General features: G+C 73.0%; 17 protein-coding genes. 7 read left to right on the top strand and 10 right to left on the bottom strand.

Going from position 1 to position 16,635, the window contains the following annotated elements:
• Nucleotides 1-46 precede the first annotated feature (46 nt).
• The 4 genes from MON03_RS00570 to hemE all read right to left on the bottom strand — a co-directional run bounded on the left by MON03_RS00570 (nt 47) and on the right by hemE (nt 3,420).
• Entirely contained in the window at nt 47-505 is a 459-nt protein-coding gene (locus MON03_RS00570; RefSeq protein WP_242089863.1) for a phage holin family protein, read from the bottom strand.
• Nucleotides 502-756 (bottom strand): hypothetical protein, encoded by a 255-nt coding sequence (locus MON03_RS00565; protein WP_031273499.1) that lies wholly within the window; start codon nt 754-756, stop codon nt 502-504. Before MON03_RS00565 ends, MON03_RS00570 begins: the two co-directional genes overlap by 4 nt.
• Before the next feature lie 97 nt (nt 757-853).
• On the bottom strand, nt 854-2,263 hold the full coding sequence (locus tag MON03_RS00560; RefSeq protein ID WP_242089861.1) for a protoporphyrinogen/coproporphyrinogen oxidase: 1,410 nt from the start codon (nt 2,261-2,263) through the stop codon (nt 854-856).
• On the bottom strand, nt 2,260-3,420 hold the full coding sequence (gene hemE / locus MON03_RS00555; RefSeq protein ID WP_083882017.1) for a uroporphyrinogen decarboxylase: 1,161 nt from the start codon (nt 3,418-3,420) through the stop codon (nt 2,260-2,262). Before hemE ends, MON03_RS00560 begins: the two co-directional genes overlap by 4 nt.
• 48 nt (nt 3,421-3,468) lie before the next feature.
• Between hemE and MON03_RS00550 the strand changes: the two genes are divergently transcribed.
• Complete coding sequence (locus MON03_RS00550; protein ID WP_242089859.1) at nt 3,469-4,788, top strand: glutamyl-tRNA reductase; 1,320 nt, start codon at nt 3,469-3,471, stop codon at nt 4,786-4,788.
• A 65-nt stretch (nt 4,789-4,853) separates the two neighbouring features.
• Nucleotides 4,854-5,285, top strand: a complete 432-nt coding sequence (locus MON03_RS00545; protein ID WP_229727963.1) for an NUDIX hydrolase — start codon at nt 4,854-4,856, stop codon at nt 5,283-5,285.
• 13 nt (nt 5,286-5,298) lie between these two features.
• Here MON03_RS00545 and MON03_RS00540 read toward each other — a convergent pair whose 3' ends face one another.
• Nucleotides 5,299-5,571, bottom strand: coding sequence for a hypothetical protein (locus tag MON03_RS00540; RefSeq protein WP_242089857.1), 273 nt, complete (start codon nt 5,569-5,571; stop codon nt 5,299-5,301).
• A 122-nt stretch (nt 5,572-5,693) separates the two neighbouring features.
• On the opposite strand from MON03_RS00540, the gene MON03_RS00535 reads away from it, so the two are divergent.
• A complete protein-coding gene (locus tag MON03_RS00535; RefSeq protein WP_242089855.1) occupies nt 5,694-6,413 on the top strand; it encodes a DUF4232 domain-containing protein in 720 nt (239 codons plus the stop codon).
• 25 nt (nt 6,414-6,438) lie between these two features.
• Nucleotides 6,439-6,852 (top strand): GNAT family N-acetyltransferase, encoded by a 414-nt coding sequence (locus tag MON03_RS00530; protein WP_242089853.1) that lies wholly within the window; start codon nt 6,439-6,441, stop codon nt 6,850-6,852.
• Nucleotides 6,853-6,969: 117 nt separating this feature from the next.
• Here MON03_RS00530 and MON03_RS00525 read toward each other — a convergent pair whose 3' ends face one another.
• Nucleotides 6,970-7,650: a hypothetical protein gene (locus MON03_RS00525; RefSeq protein WP_022902958.1), complete on the bottom strand. Its 681-nt coding sequence runs from the start codon at nt 7,648-7,650 to the stop codon at nt 6,970-6,972.
• A gap of 212 nt (nt 7,651-7,862) precedes the next feature.
• Here MON03_RS00525 and MON03_RS00520 point away from each other — a divergent pair, with 212 nt between their 5' ends.
• Nucleotides 7,863-8,678 carry a phosphotransferase family protein gene (locus tag MON03_RS00520; protein WP_242089852.1) on the top strand — a complete coding sequence of 272 codons (816 nt, stop codon included), beginning with the start codon at nt 7,863-7,865 and terminating at the stop codon, nt 8,676-8,678.
• Nucleotides 8,679-8,792: 114 nt separating this feature from the next.
• Here the strand turns inward: MON03_RS00520 and MON03_RS00515 are convergent, their stop codons facing one another.
• Together MON03_RS00515 and MON03_RS00510 are read right to left on the bottom strand one after the other, a co-directional pair.
• Entirely contained in the window at nt 8,793-9,755 is a 963-nt protein-coding gene (locus MON03_RS00515) for a serine hydrolase (RefSeq protein WP_022902960.1), read from the bottom strand.
• Nucleotides 9,755-11,719, bottom strand: coding sequence for a M13 family metallopeptidase (locus MON03_RS00510; RefSeq protein ID WP_242089850.1), 1,965 nt, complete (start codon nt 11,717-11,719; stop codon nt 9,755-9,757). The genes MON03_RS00515 and MON03_RS00510 overlap by 1 nt, the downstream gene beginning before the upstream one ends.
• Before the next feature lie 121 nt (nt 11,720-11,840).
• Between MON03_RS00510 and MON03_RS00505 the strand changes: the two genes are divergently transcribed.
• Nucleotides 11,841-13,178: a uracil-xanthine permease family protein gene (locus tag MON03_RS00505; protein ID WP_242089848.1), complete on the top strand. Its 1,338-nt coding sequence runs from the start codon at nt 11,841-11,843 to the stop codon at nt 13,176-13,178.
• Between the two features lie 103 nt (nt 13,179-13,281).
• On the opposite strand, the gene MON03_RS00500 is transcribed toward MON03_RS00505, so the two are convergent.
• The gene (locus MON03_RS00500; protein ID WP_242089846.1) at nt 13,282-13,944 is read right to left on the bottom strand and encodes a GAP family protein; all 663 of its coding nucleotides are present in this window, start codon (nt 13,942-13,944) and stop codon (nt 13,282-13,284) included.
• A 32-nt stretch (nt 13,945-13,976) separates the two neighbouring features.
• Between MON03_RS00500 and MON03_RS00495 the strand changes: the two genes are divergently transcribed.
• Nucleotides 13,977-15,293, top strand: a complete 1,317-nt coding sequence (locus MON03_RS00495) for an MATE family efflux transporter (protein WP_242089844.1) — start codon at nt 13,977-13,979, stop codon at nt 15,291-15,293.
• 139 nt (nt 15,294-15,432) lie between these two features.
• Here MON03_RS00495 and MON03_RS00490 read toward each other — a convergent pair whose 3' ends face one another.
• Nucleotides 15,433-16,557: a LacI family DNA-binding transcriptional regulator gene (locus tag MON03_RS00490; RefSeq protein WP_242089842.1), complete on the bottom strand. Its 1,125-nt coding sequence runs from the start codon at nt 16,555-16,557 to the stop codon at nt 15,433-15,435.
• Nucleotides 16,558-16,635: the final 78 nt, after the last annotated feature.

Below are 16,635 nucleotides of genomic sequence, written 5' to 3'. Positions count from 1 at the left end.
GCCGGATCCGGCTGTGCTGGTGCGTGGGTCGTCACGAGGGACGGTGTCAGAACCGTCCGCTGACGTCCGGAGTCCGATTGCCGTGGCGCTGCGTCGGTGTGGGCTTCTTGCCGAGGCCCTTCACCGCGTTGACGTCGTTCTTGACGCTGTCGATCGTCCGCTTCGGGGTGATCGGCAGGCCCTTCTTGAAGCGCTTCCACCCGACCAGGCCGAGGATCGCCGCGACGACGAGCATGACGACGGCGACGACCAGCGCGGCGAGCCACGCCGGCATCACGGTCGCGAGGCCCATGACCGCCGCAGTCAGCAGCACGCCGATCGCGTAGAGCACGATCACGAGCGCCGCCACGAGGAGACCGGCTGCGAGCGCGAAGACCTTGACCTTCGCCAGCATCTCCGCCTTGAGCAGGTTCAGCTCGCCCGTCACGAGCTCCTTGACGAGCTTCGGGACGTCACCGAGCAGGCCGAACAGCGAACGCGACTTGCGGTCGCGGGTGTCGGTCATGAGGTGTGGGCGTCCTTCTTCTGCCCGACCTTCCGGACGACCTTCTTCGTCTGCTCGCCGACGAACTCGGCGACGTCCGGCGTCTTGTCGGCGATGAAGTCCTCCGCCTTGTGGACACCCTTCTGGAAGCCGTTGCTGTTCCAGACCTTGCCGCTGACGGTCTTGATCTGCTCGTACCGCGCCCGTCCGGCTCGCGATCCCAGGACGTACCCGAGTGCGGCGCCGGCGACGAACAGGAGCTTGCCTCGCATGTGCGATCCTCCGTGGGTCAGTGTGCAGTGGTCATGCGCCGAGCGGAATACGTCCGGCGTCTCCACAACAGTAGCCCTCGGGCACCGCCGGGTCCGCTCAGGTTCCCAGGTCGGCGTCCTCCAGGATGCGTTCCGCGGCCGCGCGGGCTCCCGCGACGATGCCGGAGAGCCCCCGGCCGGTGGACGCCTCCCCGATGCCCACCACGCCGTCCGCCAGACCCGCCGCTGTCGTGTCGGGTCCGTACCAGCGCACGCGTGCGACACCCTGCACACGGTCCGTGCCCATCCGGACGCCGAGCAGGGTGCTGGCGTCGCGGAGGGCGCGCACCCCGACGGGGTCGGACGGATCGACCGGGAGGCTCGTGGCCACGCCCGCCGGACCGCCCGCGTCGGACACCGCTCCCGCCGCGCCGTGCGGCCCGGACCCCGCTGCGCCGTCTGCCCGGGCCCCCGCAGGACCGTCCGGCGGGGTCGCGTAGCTGAGCCGGAGGACGTGCCGGCCGTCCGCCGCCTCCGCGAGCCACGGCCACTTCACGGTCGCGTGCGTCAGGGCCTTGGCCGCCACCGACTCGGCGTCCGGGTGCACGAGCATGCCCGTCCCGCGGGGCGCGGCGTCGAGGGCGGGTTCGTCGACGACGAGGGTCACGAGCTCGATCCCGGTCCGGTCGGCGGCGGACGCACGCCGCGGGTCGGGCGTGGACGCCAGCACGTGGTCGGCGACGAGTCGCTCGGTGACACCGTCGGGCCCCGTCACCTCGACCGCGTGCTCCTCGACCGCCGTCGCGGTCGTGTGGAGTCGGACGTCCACGTGGTACGTCTCCGTGTCGGCGACGAGCTCGTCGACGAGGCGCACGATGCCGCCGCGGATGCCCTGCACGGCGGAGCCGGCCGCTGCGCGGGACCGCAGGGAGAGCACGGCGCGGGCGAGCGACCCGTCGCGGAGCAGTGCGGCGCGGAGTCCGGGCGCCACGCGGTCGGGGTCGAGGCGGTCCGGGTGGGTCGAGTGCACGCCGCCGGCGATCGGGACCACGAGGTCGTCGAGGACCCGCTCCCCCATCCTCCGGCGCACGAGCTCACCGAGGGACGGGGCCTTCGACCCGACGGGACCGGGGAGCAGGGAGTCCATCTGTGCGCGCAGCGCTCCCTTCTGTCCCACCACGGCGAGGACGTCGGCCGCCATCGGGGTGCCGGGGATCCCGAGCAGACCGGTGGCCGGGATGGGGGAGGTCCGTCCGTCCCGGGTCATCAGCCAGGCGCCGCGCTGGTCCGGGGTCACGACGTCGTTGCCGAGCCCGAGTTCGATCGCGAGCCTGCTGATCGCGTCGGTGCGGGTCGCGAACGAGTCGGCCGCCATGTCGAGGTCGATCCCCGCGACGGTGTGCCGGCGCACCATGCCGCCGAGGACGCCCGACGCCTCGACGAGCACGACGTTGGCGCCGCCCTTCGCGAGGTCACGGGCGGCGACGAGGCCGGCGACACCGCCGCCGACCACGACGACGTCGGTCACGCCGGCTCCCCCGCGTCCCGGCCGGAGCCGAGGGAGTGCACGAGCTCGACGACGCGCGTGATGACGGCTGGGTCGGTCTCGGGCGGCACCCCGTGCCCGAGGTTCACGACGTGCGCCCGGGCAGCACCGCCGCGACGGACGACGTCGCGCACGTGGTCCTCGAGGACCTGCCACGGAGCGGAGAGCATCGCCGGGTCGATGTTCCCCTGCACGGTCACGCCGGTGCCGACGCGACGGACGGCCTCGTCGAGCGGGATGCGCCAGTCGACGCCGACGCCGTCGACCACAACCCGCTCGCCGCCGAGGGTCGTCATGTCATGCAGGACCTCACCGCTGCCGACGCCGAAGTGGATGCGCGGGACACCGAGGTCGGCCACGTGGGAGAGCGCACGGTCCGAGTGCGGTGCGACGTGCTCGAGGTAGTCGGCCCGCGAGAGCGAACCCACCCAGGAGTCGAAGAGCTGCGCGGCCGAGGCCCCGGCCAGCACCTGCGCCCGGAGGAACGCCCCGGACACGTCAGCGGCCCAGGCCAGCAGGCGCGACCAGGTCTCCGGGTCCGCGTGCATGAGCGTCCGCGCCCGGATGTGGTCCTTCGAGGGGCCGCCCTCGACCAGGTACGCGGCGAGCGTGAAGGGCGCCCCGGCGAAGCCGATGAGCGGGGTGCTGCCGAGCTCGGCGACCGTTCGGCGGACGGCCTCGGTGATCGGCGCCAGTGCGGACGGGTCGAGCTGTCCGAGCGCGTCCACGTCCGCCGCGCTCCGGATCGGGGACCCGAGGACCGGCCCGCGGCCGGGGACGATCTCGACGTCCACCCCGGCGAGCTTGATCGGCACGACGATGTCGCTGAAGAAGATGCCGGCGTCCACCCCGTGCCGACGTACCGGCTGCAGCGTGATCTCCGACGCGAGCGCCGGGTCGAGGCAGGCGTCGAGCATCGCGGTGCCGACCCGCAGCTCGCGGTACTCCGGCAACGACCGTCCGGCCTGCCGCATGAACCACACGGGCAGCGTCTCGGGGCGGTCGCCCCGGAGCGCGCGGACGAGCGGGGAACCGCTGGTCAGGCCGGCGGCGAGGGGGTGCGTCCCGGGCAGGGCGGTGCTGGTGGCGTCGGTCACCGGACGATTCTCGCACCGGCTGACCGGACGGTTCCCGCACATCCGTGCAGCCAGCAGCCGGCACACCGAGCGCGGGTTACCATGGAACACGTGCTCATCTGTCTCACGGCGTCGCACCGCAACGCCAGCTTCGACCTCCTGGAGCGACTGAGCATCGGCGCACCGACCGCCGCGAGCCGTCTCGTGACCGACTCCGACGTGTTGGACGGAGCCGTCGTCCTCGCCACGTGCAACCGCTTCGAGGCCTACCTCGACATCGCGGGGGACGACCGTGACTCCGCCGTCTCGGCCACCGTCGACGCCGTCGCCGCCGCCAGCGACCTCGCCCCCGCCGAGCTCCGCGACTCGGTCCGGGTCCTCGGTGGCAAGGACGTCGTGCAGCACCTCTTCGCCGTGTCGAGCGGGCTCGAGTCCGTCGTCGTCGGTGAGACCGAGATCTCCGGGCAGGTCCGGCGTTCCCTCGAGGACGCCCGCTCGAACGGCACCACGACCTCCGACCTCGAACGCCTGTTCCAAGAGGCCGCGCACACCTCGCGCGGCGTCAAGACCCGCACCCGCATCGGCGCCGCCGGCCGGTCGCTCGTGCGGCTCGGTCTGCAGCTCGCGTCCTCCCGGGTGACCGACTGGGCCGAGACCCGCGTGCTCCTGGTGGGGACCGGCAGCTACGCCGCGACCACGATCGCGGCCCTCCGCGACCGCGGCGCCGTGAACATCCAGGTCTTCTCGCCCTCGGGCCGCGCCGCCTGGTTCGCCGCGAAGCACGACCTCGTCGCCGCCCGTGACCTCCGCCAGGCCATCGGCTCGAGCGACGTCGTCATCACCTGCACCTCGAGCGAGGTCCCGGTCGTCGCGCCCGCCGACCTCGACGACGGCGTCCGTCGCATCGTGATCGACCTCGGACTCCCCCGCAACGTCGACCCCGCCGCCGCCGCCGTCGACGGTGTGGAGCTCCTCGACCTCGAGACGATCAGCATCCACGCCCCGATCTCCGAGCTGAACGCCGAGTCCGAGGCGCGCGCGATGGTCGACGACGCGGTCTCCCGCTTCCGTGCGCAGGCGCTCGAGCAGTCGACCACCCCCGCCCTCGTCGCCTTCCGCAAGCACGTGTTCGACATCCTCGACGACGAGATCGAGCGCGCGAAGCGTCGCGACCCGGACCCCGAGTCCGTCGAGCAGACCGAGCGTGCCCTGCGGCACCTCGTGGGCGTGCTGCTGCACCGTCCGTCGGTCCGTGCCCGTGAACTCGGTCGCGCCGGACGCGGTGAGGAGTTCGTCGGCGCGCTCGACGCGTTGTACGGGGTGCAGCCCGCCCCCGAGGCGGAGGTGCCGAGCCCCGTCGTGCCGCTCGCGGAGCGCGCCGCGCCCGTCCGTGAGGACGCCGACCGCACCGACGAGGCGGACGCGAGCTGAGCCGCCCCACGCCCTCGGCCGCCACGCCGCTCCGCAAGCTCCGCGGCGCGGCGGAACCGGGGCGCGTGGGCCCTCCGTCCGACCCGGTGACGCTCCGGGTCAGCGCGCTCCTGCTGGTCCGTGACCGCCGTGTGCTGATGGTGCGCGCGCGCGGGCGCGACGTGCTCTACCTGCCCGGCGGCAAGGCCGAGGCGCACGAGACCGACGTCGAGGCCGCACTCCGCGAAGCCCGTGAGGAGACCGGCCTCCGGCTGACGGAGCAGGACGTCGAACCGTTCGGCACCGTCCTCGAACCGGCCCACGGGCAGGCGCCGGGCACGATGGTCGCGATGGCGCTGTTCCTGGTCCGGCCGGGAGGCACGCTCGACTCCGCCACGCCCGTCGCCTCCGCGGAGGTCGACGAGGTGGAGTGGGTCACCTCAGCAGACGCGGACCGCTGTCCGCCCGCCGGCGTCGAGACGCTCCGCCGACTGGTCGCCGCGGACCTCGTCGACTGAACGTCTGCTCAGGTCACTCGTCCTTGTCGACGTAGTGACCCACGCCCTCGGGACCGGCGGGCTCCGGCTCGCCGGGGATGTCGCTCTCGACGTACTCGCCCTCTTCACCGTCGGGCGTCGGACGGTCCTCGCCCGGGATGTCGCTCGAGACGAACTCCCCCACCGGCTCGCTGCTGGCCACGTGCTCCTCGCCCGGGATCTCGCTGTCCGTGAAGGCTCCGGCGCGGGGTTCGACACCGTCCGCGCGACCCTCGTCGCCGCGTGCCTGCTCGTGCTTGTCCGTCATGGCGGTCTCCGTCGTCCGTGGTGCTGGTGGTGCACGGTTCCCCGTGCCGGTGCCCGCGAGTGTGCTCGCGGTGCCTGGACACTGCCCGAGACAGGGCTGCCGGGCGGTGGTTGCGTTGGTCCATGCAGCGCAGGACAGCAAGCTCGTTCGTGTCCGTCGCCGTCGGGGTGTTCGCCGTCGGGGTCCTCGCCGGGTGTGCCGGGGGTGGATCGACGACGGGTCCGACCGCCACGTCGGTGTCGACGGGCGCCGTGACCACCGCGCCCACCAGTGCGTCCGGGGGCCCGTCGGCCTCGGGGTCGGCCGGGTCGGGGTCGTCCTCGTCCGGGTCGGGGTCCGGGTCGTCGGGGTCGTCCTCGTCCGGATCGGGGTCGTCGGGGTCGTCGTCCGCGGCCGGGTCGGCTCGGTGCGCGACGTCCGCCCTGGCGGTGGGAGAGGAGCCCGGGAGCGGGGGCGCCGCGGGCAGCACCGTCTTCCACATCACGCTCGAGAACACCGGGTCGACGACCTGCACGCTGCAGGGCTGGCCCGGGGTCTCGTTCGTCGGTGGTGGCACGGGCAAGCAGATCGGTGCAGCGGCGACCCTCGACCGGTCGGCCCCGCACCCCACCGTGACACTGAAGCCGGGTCAGGTCGCCGTGGCACCGCTCAAGGTGGGGCAAGCCGGGAACTACTCGACGGCGGACTGCTCGCCCGTGACCCCGGACGGCTTCCGCGTCTACCCGCCGGGCTCGAAGACGTCGCTGTTCCTCAAGGACTCGGGACACCAGGCCTGCCGGGCGGCCGACGCGCCGCTGCTCAGCGTCCAGGCGTTCGTGCCGGAGGGCCAGGCGACCTCCTGACGGTCCGGTCTGCCACGATGACCCGGTGGTGACCATCGCGTGGACCGTACCGGGTCCGGACGAACTCGTCGAGCTCTACCGTTCCGTCGGCTGGTCGGCGTACACCCGCGACCCGGACCTGCTCGTCGCGGCGGTCGCCGGCTCGCACGGTGTCGTGACGGCCCGGGAGGACGGCGTCCTCGTCGGCCTGGCCCGGACGGTGTCCGACGGGGCGACGATCCTGTACGTGCAGGACGTCCTCGTGCACCCGGACCACCAGCGGACCGGCGTCGGCCGGGCGTTGCTCGGCGAGGTGCTCCGCCGGTACGCGCACGTCCGGCAGACCGTGCTGCTCACGGACGACGAGCCCGGTCAGCGGGCCTTCTACGAATCGCTCGGGTTCGCGGAGGCGCGCGACGTGGCACCGGATCCGCTGCGCTCGTTCGTGCTGTTGCGCTGAGCGTCCCGCTTCGCTGGGTCCGCTGCTGCTGCGCTGCGTCCCGTCGCACACGGAAGCGCCGCCCCATCGTGCGGGGCGGCGCTTCGTGCGTGCGGTGCGGGTGGTGTCCGCGGGGTGTTACTTGATCTTGGCGGTGATGGTGGCGGTGCCGACGAGGAGGCCGCGCTTGACGGCGTCGGTGCCGAAGGTCTTGTTCAGCAGGCCGGCAGCGTCCTCGGAGATGTGGACCGTGGTGCCGGTCAGGACCGCGTTGTCACCCTCGAGCTGCAGCGGCTTGAGCGTGCCACCCCAGAGCTCGAACAGGTACGCGTTCGCGACCGCGACCTTGCCGTTGACCAGCACGTCACCGTAGAGCTTGGACGAACCCGGGTTCACCACGAAGTTCTCCAGCGTCACCGTCGTGTCACCGGCCTTGAGCGTCAGCCCCGAGTCGTCGTGGTTGAGCAGCCCCTGCACGTACGGACGGTAGTTGCCCTCCGGGTTCCAGTAGGTCACCGAACCGGCCGTGATCGGGAACGACACCGACCCGTCGGCGAGCTTGGCGTTGCCCGACACACCCGGGGTCAGCTTCAGCGCGGTCAGCGCGTCGGTGAAGCCCGAGTCGAGCTTCACGGCCGTGGTGCCACCGAGGACCTCGGGCACCGACGCGACCGGCGCCGGGATCTTCGACGAGCTGGAGGAGACGGTGTGGACCGCCGGGGTCGACGCGTTCGCGGCGCCGACACCGAACGCGGCGCCACCGAGGACGAGCGCGCCGGTCGTGGCGAGGGTGATCGTGGTCTTCAGGCTCTTGCGCATGATGAGTTCCTTTGCTGTGTCGCGCTCGGCGCGGCGTTCGATGGCGCGCCGAACCCACCCGATGACGGGTGGAGAGAACCAGCAGCTGCGGCTGGTGAGCGCTCCGGGTGGTTCCCGGTCTGTGCAGGGGATTCGGCACCCGTGCCGAACTGGTTTGGGTGAAGTCAGTGCCGTTACCGTTCCGTGACAAACACGCTCAATACGCTCCACTGGTGGACCACGGGACCGTCGACGCCGGGAGCGTCCTCCTCGGCCGACCGCTGCGGCTCGTCCGGACGCTGTCCGGCGGTCAGCACGCGCGGACGGCGCTCGCGGACGACGACGGCCGGCCCGTGGTCGTCCGGACCTTCCCCCGCGGTGACGACGCCGTCGACCGGGAGACCGCGGTCCTCGAACGGCTCGGACCGCTCGGTGACCTCGCACCGCGGCTGCTCGCCCACGGCACCGTCGCCGGCGTCCCGACGATCGTCACGACCGCGATGCCCGGGACGACCCCGCCGGCGAACCTCGACCTCGACGCCGCCGCGGCCGCACTCGGTGCCGCACTCGCCCGGGTCCACGCGCTCGACCCCGTCGGACTGCCCGACGAGGGGCGGGCACCGAACCGCGCCGCCGGGCGGCTCGCACGTGCTGCCGCCGGCGCGTGGCCGACGACCGACCAGCGACGCGTCCTCACGCACGGTGACTTCTGGACCGGCAACGCGGTGTGGCAGGGCGACCGGCTGACCGGGATCGTGGACTGGTCCGGCGCGGTGTCCGCCCCACGCGGGGTCGACGTCGCGTGGTGCCGGCAGGACCTCGTGCTGCTCGGGGCGCCGGACGCCGCGGACCGGTTCCTCGCTGCGTACGAGGAGCACTCCGGTGTGCGGGTGGGCGACGTGTGGGCGTGGGACGTGCTCGCGGCCGCACGGGCAGACCCGTACGTGGAGACCTGGGAGCCGAACTACGCGGGCATCGGGCGGCCGGACGTGACGGCGCGGGTCATCCGGCAGCGCTTCGACGCGTGGGTGCGGCTGCTGCTCGGCTGAGCGGGGGTCTCGCGGCACGGGCAGCGGCGCGCGCCCGGCCGTGGCCGCGCGGGCTGGTCAGCGGCGCGCGGGCTGGTCAGCAGCGCGCTGGACGGTCAACGGCGCGCCGGGCGGTCAGCGGCGCGCGGGCTGGTGCACGGCCTCGAGCACCTCGGTGCCCATGGTCCGCAGGGCGTCCACCACGGCGAGGCGCCGCTGGAGCGTGGCGTCGTCGAAGGTCACCGTGACGGCGTAGCTCACCGACGACGCCGGTCCGCGCAGGATGCCCGCCTCGGCCCGGACGCCGAGCGACGAGCCGGTGACCGAGACCACCTGCAGCCCGTGGTCGAGCGAGCGGTGGGCCAAGGGGTCGAGCGCGAAGGACCCCGCCACCAGGGACAGGTCGCTCGACAGGGACAGCCACCCGAGGACCCGGTTCGAGACCGCCTCGTCGACGACCTCGCCGAGCGCGAGGCCACGGAACAGCCAGCTGAGCTCCCCGGTCGCCGCCACGGAGGCATCCGGGGCGTCGTCCGGACCCCGTCGGTCCCGCACGCGGTCGATGAGGGCCGTCCGCTCGATGCCGAAGGACTCCGCACGCTCCCGGACGGCGTCGATGCCGACGGTCGACAGCAGCGCGTTCATCGCCCACGCGTCTGCGGTGGCACCGACCAGGGTCGCGAGGTCGGACACCTGCATGGTCGACTCCTGCAGGAACTGCCACAGTCCGGCACCGGTGGCGGTGTCCCGGGCCATCCGCTGCAGGCGGTCGCCGTGCAGGCCACCGTCCTCGAGTTGCGCCGCCACCTCGATGAGCAGCAGCACCCGCCCGAGGCTCGCGACCGGCTGCACGAGGGTGTCGTCGACCGCGAGCAGCGCCTTGCCGGACGACGTGTCGATGACGGAGGCGCTGACCGCCGCACCGTCCCTGGCCAGGCCGCCCAGTGCCTCCAGGGTGGCTCCGAACCGGTCGTCCGCACCGCCGCGGTGGCGCCCGTGGTCGCGACCGCCGCCGCGCGGGCGGTCGCCCGCACCGCCGACGCCGCTCCGGTCCGGACGGCGACGCCGGGACGGCAGAGCCGCGTCCGGCTCGGCCATCACCAGATCGCGACGCGCTCGGCCGGGTCGAGGTACATCGAGTCGCCCTCCGTCACGCCGAACGTGTCGTAGAAGCCGTCGATGTTCCGCACGACCTGGTTGCAGCGGAACTCGTTCGGGGAGTGCGGGTCGATGCTGAGCAGGCGTGCGGCCTCCTCCGGACGGATCGCCATCCGCCAGGCCTGGGCCCAGCTCAGGAAGAAGCGCTCGGCGCCGCTGAGCCCGTCGACGACCGGGGGCTCCTGACCGTCGAGGGACAGCAGGTACGCCTTCCACGCGATCGACAGACCGCCGAGGTCACCGATGTTCTCGCCGATCGTGAGTGCGCCGTTGACGTGACCGTCGGGCACCTCGGTGGGCACGAGCGCGTCGTACTGCGCGATGAGGGCCTTCGTGCGCTCCTCGAACGCCGCACGGTCGGCCTCGGTCCACCAGTTCTCCAGGCGACCGTCCCCGTCGTACTGCGAACCCTGGTCGTCGAAGCCGTGCCCGATCTCGTGGCCGATGACGGCACCGATCGCGCCGTAGTTGGCGGCAGGGTCGCGCTGGGCGTCGAAGAACGGGAACTGCAGGATCGCGGCCGGGAAGACGATCTCGTTGAAGCCCGGGTTGTAGTAGGCGTTGATCGTCTGCGGCGTCATGAACCACTCGTCGCGGTCGATCGGCTTGCCGATCTTGCCGAGCTCGCGGTCGACCTGGAAGCTCGCGACGGCCCGGACGTTGCCGATGAGGTCGTCCGCGGAGACCTGGAGCGCCGAGTAGTCGCGCCACCGCACCGGGTAGCCGATCTTCGGCGTGAACTTGTCGAGCTTGTCGAGCGCGCGGGCCCGGGTCTCGTCGGTCATCCAGTCGAGGCCGGTGATGCTCTGCCGGTAGGCCTCCACGAGGTTCGCCACGAGCTCGTCCATCGTCGCCTTCGAGGTCTCGTCGAAGTGCTCCTGCACGTAGATGCGCCCGACAGCCTCGCCCATCGCACCCTCGACCAGGGAGACGCCACGCTTCCAGCGCTCGCGCTGCTTCGGCGCGCCGGTGAGCGCAGTGCCGTAGAACGAGAAGTTCGTCGCGGAGAACGCGCTCGTCAGGTACGCGGCCGATCCACGGACGACCTGCCAGCGGAGCCAGTTCCTCCACGCCTCGATCGGCTCGGCGACCAGGAGCGCGGCCAAGCCGGTGATGAAGGAGGGCTCGCGGACCACGACGGTCTCGAACGCACCGGCCGGGGCGTCGATGGCCTCCCACCAGGCGCGGAGGTCGATGCCCTCGGCGAGCGCGGCGACCTCGGACCAGGGCAGCTTGTTGTAGGTCTTCTGGCTGTCCCTGGTCGTGACGTTGTCCCAGTGCTGCGCCGCGAGCGCGGTCTCGAGCCCGATGACGTCGTCGGTGCGGGCGCCGGCATCGTCGAACCCGGCGAGGGGGAACATGGCGGCGACGAACTCGCGGTACTTCGTCCGGATGTCGGCGAAGCGGTCCTCGCGGTAGTAGGACTCGTCGGGCAGCCCGAGGCCGCTCTGCTCGAGGAAGACGACGTAGGACTCCGGGTCACCCGGGTCGTTGTCGACGAAGAGCTGCAGGAAGCCCGGCAGACCGAGGCGTTCGAAGCGTCCGACCGTGCGGAGGACGTCCTCGACCGAGTCGACGGTGTCGATCTCCGCGAGCAGCGGCTCGATGGGCCCGGTGCCGAGCGCCTCGAGGCGCTCCTCGTCCGTGAACGCGGTGTAGAGGTCCCCGACCTTGCGCTCCTCCGTGCCCGGCGCGGCCTGCTGGGACCGCTCGACGATGTCCCGGACGGCGAGCTCGGCCTCTTCCGCGAGGATCGTGAACGCGCCGTACCGCGCCTTGTCGTCCGGGATCGGTGTGGCGGCGACCCACGTGCCGTTGACGTGGCGGTACAGGTCGTCCTGGGGGCGCACACCTGCGTCGAGCTCGTCGGTGTGGATGCCGGAAGTGCTTGCGACGTCGGTCATGGCGTCCACGATAGCCACCGTTGCCCGGGTGCCGTCCCCGACCTGTGGACGGCCTCGCGGTCGTCCACAGGTCGGGCCCGGGCCTCGTCACGCGAGTCCCGGTGCCACTACCGTTTCCGGCATGGGACTCCCTTGGAAGCTGCACGGTGACGGCCGGACCGTCTCCGCGACGACGATCGTGGCCCCCGACGAGCGCCTGGGTTGGGGGCGGACGGTCGGTCTCGGTGTCCAACACGTCGTGGCGATGTTCGGCGCGACCTTCCTGGTCCCGCTCATCACGGGCTTCCCGCCGTCGACCACCCTGCTGTTCAGCGGCATCGGGACGATCCTGTTCCTGCTCATCACCGGGAACCGGCTGCCGAGCTACCTCGGCTCGTCGTTCGCGTTCCTCGCCCCGATCGGCGCAGCGACGAAGATCGGCGGCATCCCGCTCGCCCTGTCCGGGATCATCGTCGTCGGAGCGCTGCTCGCCATCGTCGGGCTCGTCGTGCACCTGGCCGGTGCTGGGTGGATCGACCGGGTGATGCCGCCGGTGGTGTCCGGTGCGATCGTCGCGCTCATCGGGTTCAACCTCGCGCCCGCCGCCCGCGACAACTTCGTCAAGGCGCCGGCGGTCGCGCTGATCACCCTGCTCACGATCATCCTCGTGACCGTCCTCTTCAAGGGGCTCATCGGGCGGCTCTCGATCGTCATCGGCGTCGTCGTCGGGTACGTCGCCGCCGTCCTCGCGGGCGAGGTCGACTTCTCGAAGGTCGCTGCGGCGCCGTGGGTCGGCCTGCCGACGTTCACCGCGCCGGCGTTCGACGCGGGTCAGCTCGCGATCTACCTCGGCTTCGTGCCGGTCGTGCTCGCGCTCGTCGCCGAGAACGTCGGCCACGTGAAGGGCGTCGGGCAGCTCACCGGCCGGGACCTCACCCCGCTCACCGGTCGCGCGCTCTTCGCCGACGGCATCTCGACCGTGCTCGCCGGTGTGGGCGGCGGCTCCGCCACGACGACCTACGGCGAGAACATCGGCGTCATGGCTGCCACGCGGGTCTTCTCGACCGCCGCCTACTGGGTCGCAGCGATCGTCGCGGTCCTGCTCGGGCTCTCGCCGAGGATCGGCGCGATCATCTCGTCCGTCCCTGCCGGGGTGCTGGGCGGAGCGACCACGGCGCTCTACGGCCTGATCGGGATCATCGGCATCCGCATCTGGGTCGAGAACCGCGTCGACTTCGCGAAGCCGAAGAACCAGCTCACCGCCGGCATCGCGCTCATCATGGGCATCGCCGACTTCACGTTCTCCTTCGGCAGCGCCACCTTCGGCGGGATCATCGTCGGCACGGTCGCGGCGATCGTCGTGTTCCACGTCATGGACCTCATCGGTCGGGCGCGGGGCACCGATCCGGCGACGCCCGCAGCGTCGGACGCTGCGCACGCCGCGACCGCGGCGGTCCCCGCGGAACCGCGCGCCGACTGAACGACGGTCCTCGGGGTCCCGACGCGCGGGACGCTCCAGGTGACGGCCTGGAGGCGCGGTGCGGGCCCGCCACGCGCCTCCCGGCCGGCGCGGTGCCGCACCGTCAGCGCAGGCCGGCCAGCCCCGTCACGAGCTGGACGGTCCCGAGCACCACGAGCACGACCACGAGCGAGAGCGATCCCCAGCGGGCGATCCACTCGCGGAGCGTGTCCAGCACGGGCTGCGCGCGACGGCCGAGCGCCACCGCGATCCCGATCGGGAGCACCGTGGGGAGCGCCGCGACGAGGACGAAGCACACGCCGGCGAGGACGGTCCAGCCAGCAGCGGGGTCTGCCTCGCCGAAGACGAGGCCCGCCGACAGCACGAGCACGACGACCTTCGGGTTGACGGTCAGGAGGGCGCCGAGCCCGACGGCGTGCGCGCTGCCGATCGCATCCACGCGGTCGGCCCACCGCGAGCTCGCAGGTGACCCGTCCGGGAGTCGACGTCGTACCCACTGCCACACGGCGAGCGCGAACAGCAGGACCGCGGCGCAGAGTGCGATCACGGCCTCGACCGTCGTGCCGCCCGACGTCTCCGGAGGCAGACGCTCGCCGAGCAGCACCGCGACGGCGAGGCCGACCGCGATGGTCGCCGTCCACCCCGCGGCGAGTCCGACCGCGGACCCTGGACCACGCCGGTGGCCGAGCAGGAAGACGACCGAGGCCGCCGGCAACGGACTCAGCGCGATGCCGACGGCCGCCGGCACGAGCGCGAGGGCGTCCACAGCCCGGAGGATACCGCCGCCAGAATGGACCGGTGACCCACGGCTCCGAGACCCGCCGCGTCGACCGGGACATCGTCCGCCTCGCCGTCCCCGCGCTCGGGGCACTCGTGGTCGAGCCGCTCTTCCTGCTCACGGACACCGCGCTCGTCGGGCATCTCGGGCAGACGCCGCTCGCCGCCGTCGGCATCGCGAGCGCCGTCCTCCAGACCGTCACCGGGTTGCTCGTCTTCCTCGCGTACTCGACGACTCCGGCCGTCGCGCGGGCCCTCGGAGCCGGTGACCGACGGGGTGCGGTGCACGCGGGCATCGACGGCATGTGGCTGGCGCTCGTGCTCGGGGTCGTGCTCGCGCTCGTCGGGTGGCCGCTCGCCGCGCCGCTCGTCGACGCGTTCGGCGCTTCCGAGGACGTCTCGAGGGCGGCGACCGCGTACCTGACGCTCTCCCTGGTCGGGTTGCCGGGGATCCTCGTGGTGACGGCCTCGACCGGGCTGCTCCGTGGGCTCCAGGACACGCGGACCCCGCTCGTCGTCGCCACCGTCGGCTTCGTCGCGAACGGGCTCCTCAACGCGGTGCTCATCTACGGTGCCGGCTGGGGCGTCGAAGGGTCGGCGGCGGGAACGGTCCTGGTGCAGTGGGCGATGGCAGCGGTCTACGTGGTGATCGCCGTGCGGGCAGCGCGGGCGGCGGGTGCGCCCTTGCGACCGGGTGCCTCGGGCGTCGCACGCGCACTGCGATCGGGTGCGTGGTTGTTCCTCCGGACGGCGTCGCTCCGGGTCGCGATGCTCGCCACCGTGTCGGTCGCCGCCGGGCTCGGGACGACCGGGCTCGCCACCACGCAGGTCGGGCTGACGGTGTTCTCCACGCTCGCGTTCGCGCTCGACGCCCTCGCGATCGCCGGTCAGGCGCTCGTCGGACACGGGCTCGGGGCGCGGGACCCCGATCGGGTGCGGTTGGTGACGCGTCGGCTGGTGCTGCTCGGGATCGCGGGCGGGGTGCTCCTCGGGCTGGTGACGGCGTCGGTGAGCGGGGTGCTCGGTCCGGTGTTCTCCGACGCGTCGGCGGTGCAGGACGCGCTGCCCGTTGTCCTGCTCATCGTCGCGGTGGGGATGCCGGTCGCCGGGTACGTGTTCGTGCTCGACGGCGTGCTCATCGGCGCGGGGGACGCACGGTACCTGGCGATCGCGGGCGGGGTGAACCTGGTCGTGTACCTGCCGCTGCTGTGGTGGGCGGGCGGGACCCTCACGGGGCTGTGGGCGGCCTTCGCCCTCGGGTACATCGGGGTGCGGGCGGTGACGCTCGGTGTGCGGGCGCACCGGCGCGGCTGGATCGCGGCGGCGTTGGCGCGCTGAGCGGGCGCGAGACTCGGCCAGGCGGGCCCGAGACTCGGCCAAGCGGGCGCGAGACTCGGCGTGGGCGACGGTTCTCGCGCGATCAGCCGCGAGAACTGTCGCTCAGCACGAGACTCGGGGCGCGGGCGGCGCGGCCGCGTCAGCGCGCGGCCGGCGGCGGCGCCGTCGTGTCGCCGATGCGCAGCTCGGACCGGAAGGCCGCGGGCTGCGCCGGAGCACCCTCGAGCATGGCGATCGCCGCCCGGGCCGCCGCCTGCCCCTTCTGCACGAAGGGCTGCACGAGCGTGGTCAGCTGCCGGATCGGCGTGCGGTGGAACAGGCTGTCGTCGACCGGGATGCCGTCGAACCCCACGACGCTGACGTCCTCCGGCACGCGCAGCCCGGCGTCGAACGCGGCCGAGATCACCCCGACGGCGAGCACGTCGCTCTGCACCACCACGGCCGTGGGACGCGGAGCGTCGACAGCGAAGAGCGCGGCGCCGACGATCCGGCCCTCCTCGACCGAGCTGCCCGCCGCCTCCCAGGCCGGCGCGGACGGGTAGACGCCCCGGACGCCGCGGAGTCGTTCGAGCGAGGTGTGCGCGATGCCAGCGGCCTCGCGCTCGGCGCTGACCGGACCGCGCTGGTGCGTGCCGTCGAGCGGGAGCGTCACGACCGCGACCTCGGTGTGCCCGAGATCGCGGAGGAACGCGGCTGCGCGCCGTGAGGCCTCGCGGTTGTCGAGCTGGACGGGCACGGCGCCCTCGATCTCGTCCGCCTCGATCGCGACCACGGGGATGTTCCGTCGACGGAGCACGGCGACCGCGGGGTCGATCCGGACGTTGCACCCGATGAGCACGACCGCGTCCACCGGGGCGTCCACGAGCGGTCCGACGAGCCCGGCGTCGTCGAGCGGGCTCCGGACGAGGAGCAGGGAGGTGCCGGCCTCGCCGGCGACCTCGGCGATGCCGTCGAGCGTCAGGACGTTCACGGGGTCCCGGAAGGCGTCGCTGAGCCGTTCGTCCATGACGACCCCGATGACCCCGGACCGACCGCGGCGGAGGGACCGTGCACGCGGGTCGGGACCGCCGTAACCGAGTTCCGCGGCGGCGGCGAGCACGCGTGTACGGGCCTCCTCGGAGACCGGGCCGGCCCCGCTGAAGGCGAGTGAGGCGGTCGAGGGCGCGACCCCTGCGGCCCGCGCGACCGCGGCGAGGGTCGGGCGTGCGGCACGGCTCCCCGTGTCGGGTCGCGCCGCGCCGTTCGCGGTTGCCGGTTCGTCCATCGCCCGTTAGCGTAACTGTCACCCGCGGTCGAATCGATTCGACCGCTCGCCCGACACGCGAGAACGCGCCCGACGCGC

The sequence above is a fragment of the Curtobacterium sp. DN_7.5 genome, from assembly GCF_022655355.1.
GTDB classification, from domain to species: Bacteria; Actinomycetota; Actinomycetes; order Actinomycetales; family Microbacteriaceae; genus Curtobacterium; species Curtobacterium luteum.
Note: the sequence above shows the minus strand (reverse complement) of the source record. Positions and strands in the feature narration are given on the sequence as shown.

What these genes read in the sequence shown, in the direction of transcription:
- hemE (WP_083882017.1), bottom strand. Translation starts at nt 3,420, where the DNA reads ATGTGCGGGAACCGTCCGGTCAGCCGGTGCGAGAATCGTCCGGTGACC.
- MON03_RS00570 (WP_242089863.1), bottom strand. Translation starts at nt 505, where the DNA reads ATGACCGACACCCGCGACCGCAAGTCGCGTTCGCTGTTCGGCCTGCTC.
- MON03_RS00535 (WP_242089855.1), top strand. Translation starts at nt 5,694, where the DNA reads ATGCAGCGCAGGACAGCAAGCTCGTTCGTGTCCGTCGCCGTCGGGGTG.
- MON03_RS00510 (WP_242089850.1), bottom strand. Translation starts at nt 11,719, where the DNA reads ATGACCGACGTCGCAAGCACTTCCGGCATCCACACCGACGAGCTCGAC.
- MON03_RS00505 (WP_242089848.1), top strand. Translation starts at nt 11,841, where the DNA reads ATGGGACTCCCTTGGAAGCTGCACGGTGACGGCCGGACCGTCTCCGCG.
- MON03_RS00525 (WP_022902958.1), bottom strand. Translation starts at nt 7,650, where the DNA reads ATGCGCAAGAGCCTGAAGACCACGATCACCCTCGCCACGACCGGCGCG.
- MON03_RS00515 (WP_022902960.1), bottom strand. Translation starts at nt 9,755, where the DNA reads ATGGCCGAGCCGGACGCGGCTCTGCCGTCCCGGCGTCGCCGTCCGGAC.
- MON03_RS00540 (WP_242089857.1), bottom strand. Translation starts at nt 5,571, where the DNA reads ATGACGGACAAGCACGAGCAGGCACGCGGCGACGAGGGTCGCGCGGAC.
- MON03_RS00565 (WP_031273499.1), bottom strand. Translation starts at nt 756, where the DNA reads ATGCGAGGCAAGCTCCTGTTCGTCGCCGGCGCCGCACTCGGGTACGTC.
- MON03_RS00490 (WP_242089842.1), bottom strand. Translation starts at nt 16,557, where the DNA reads ATGGACGAACCGGCAACCGCGAACGGCGCGGCGCGACCCGACACGGGG.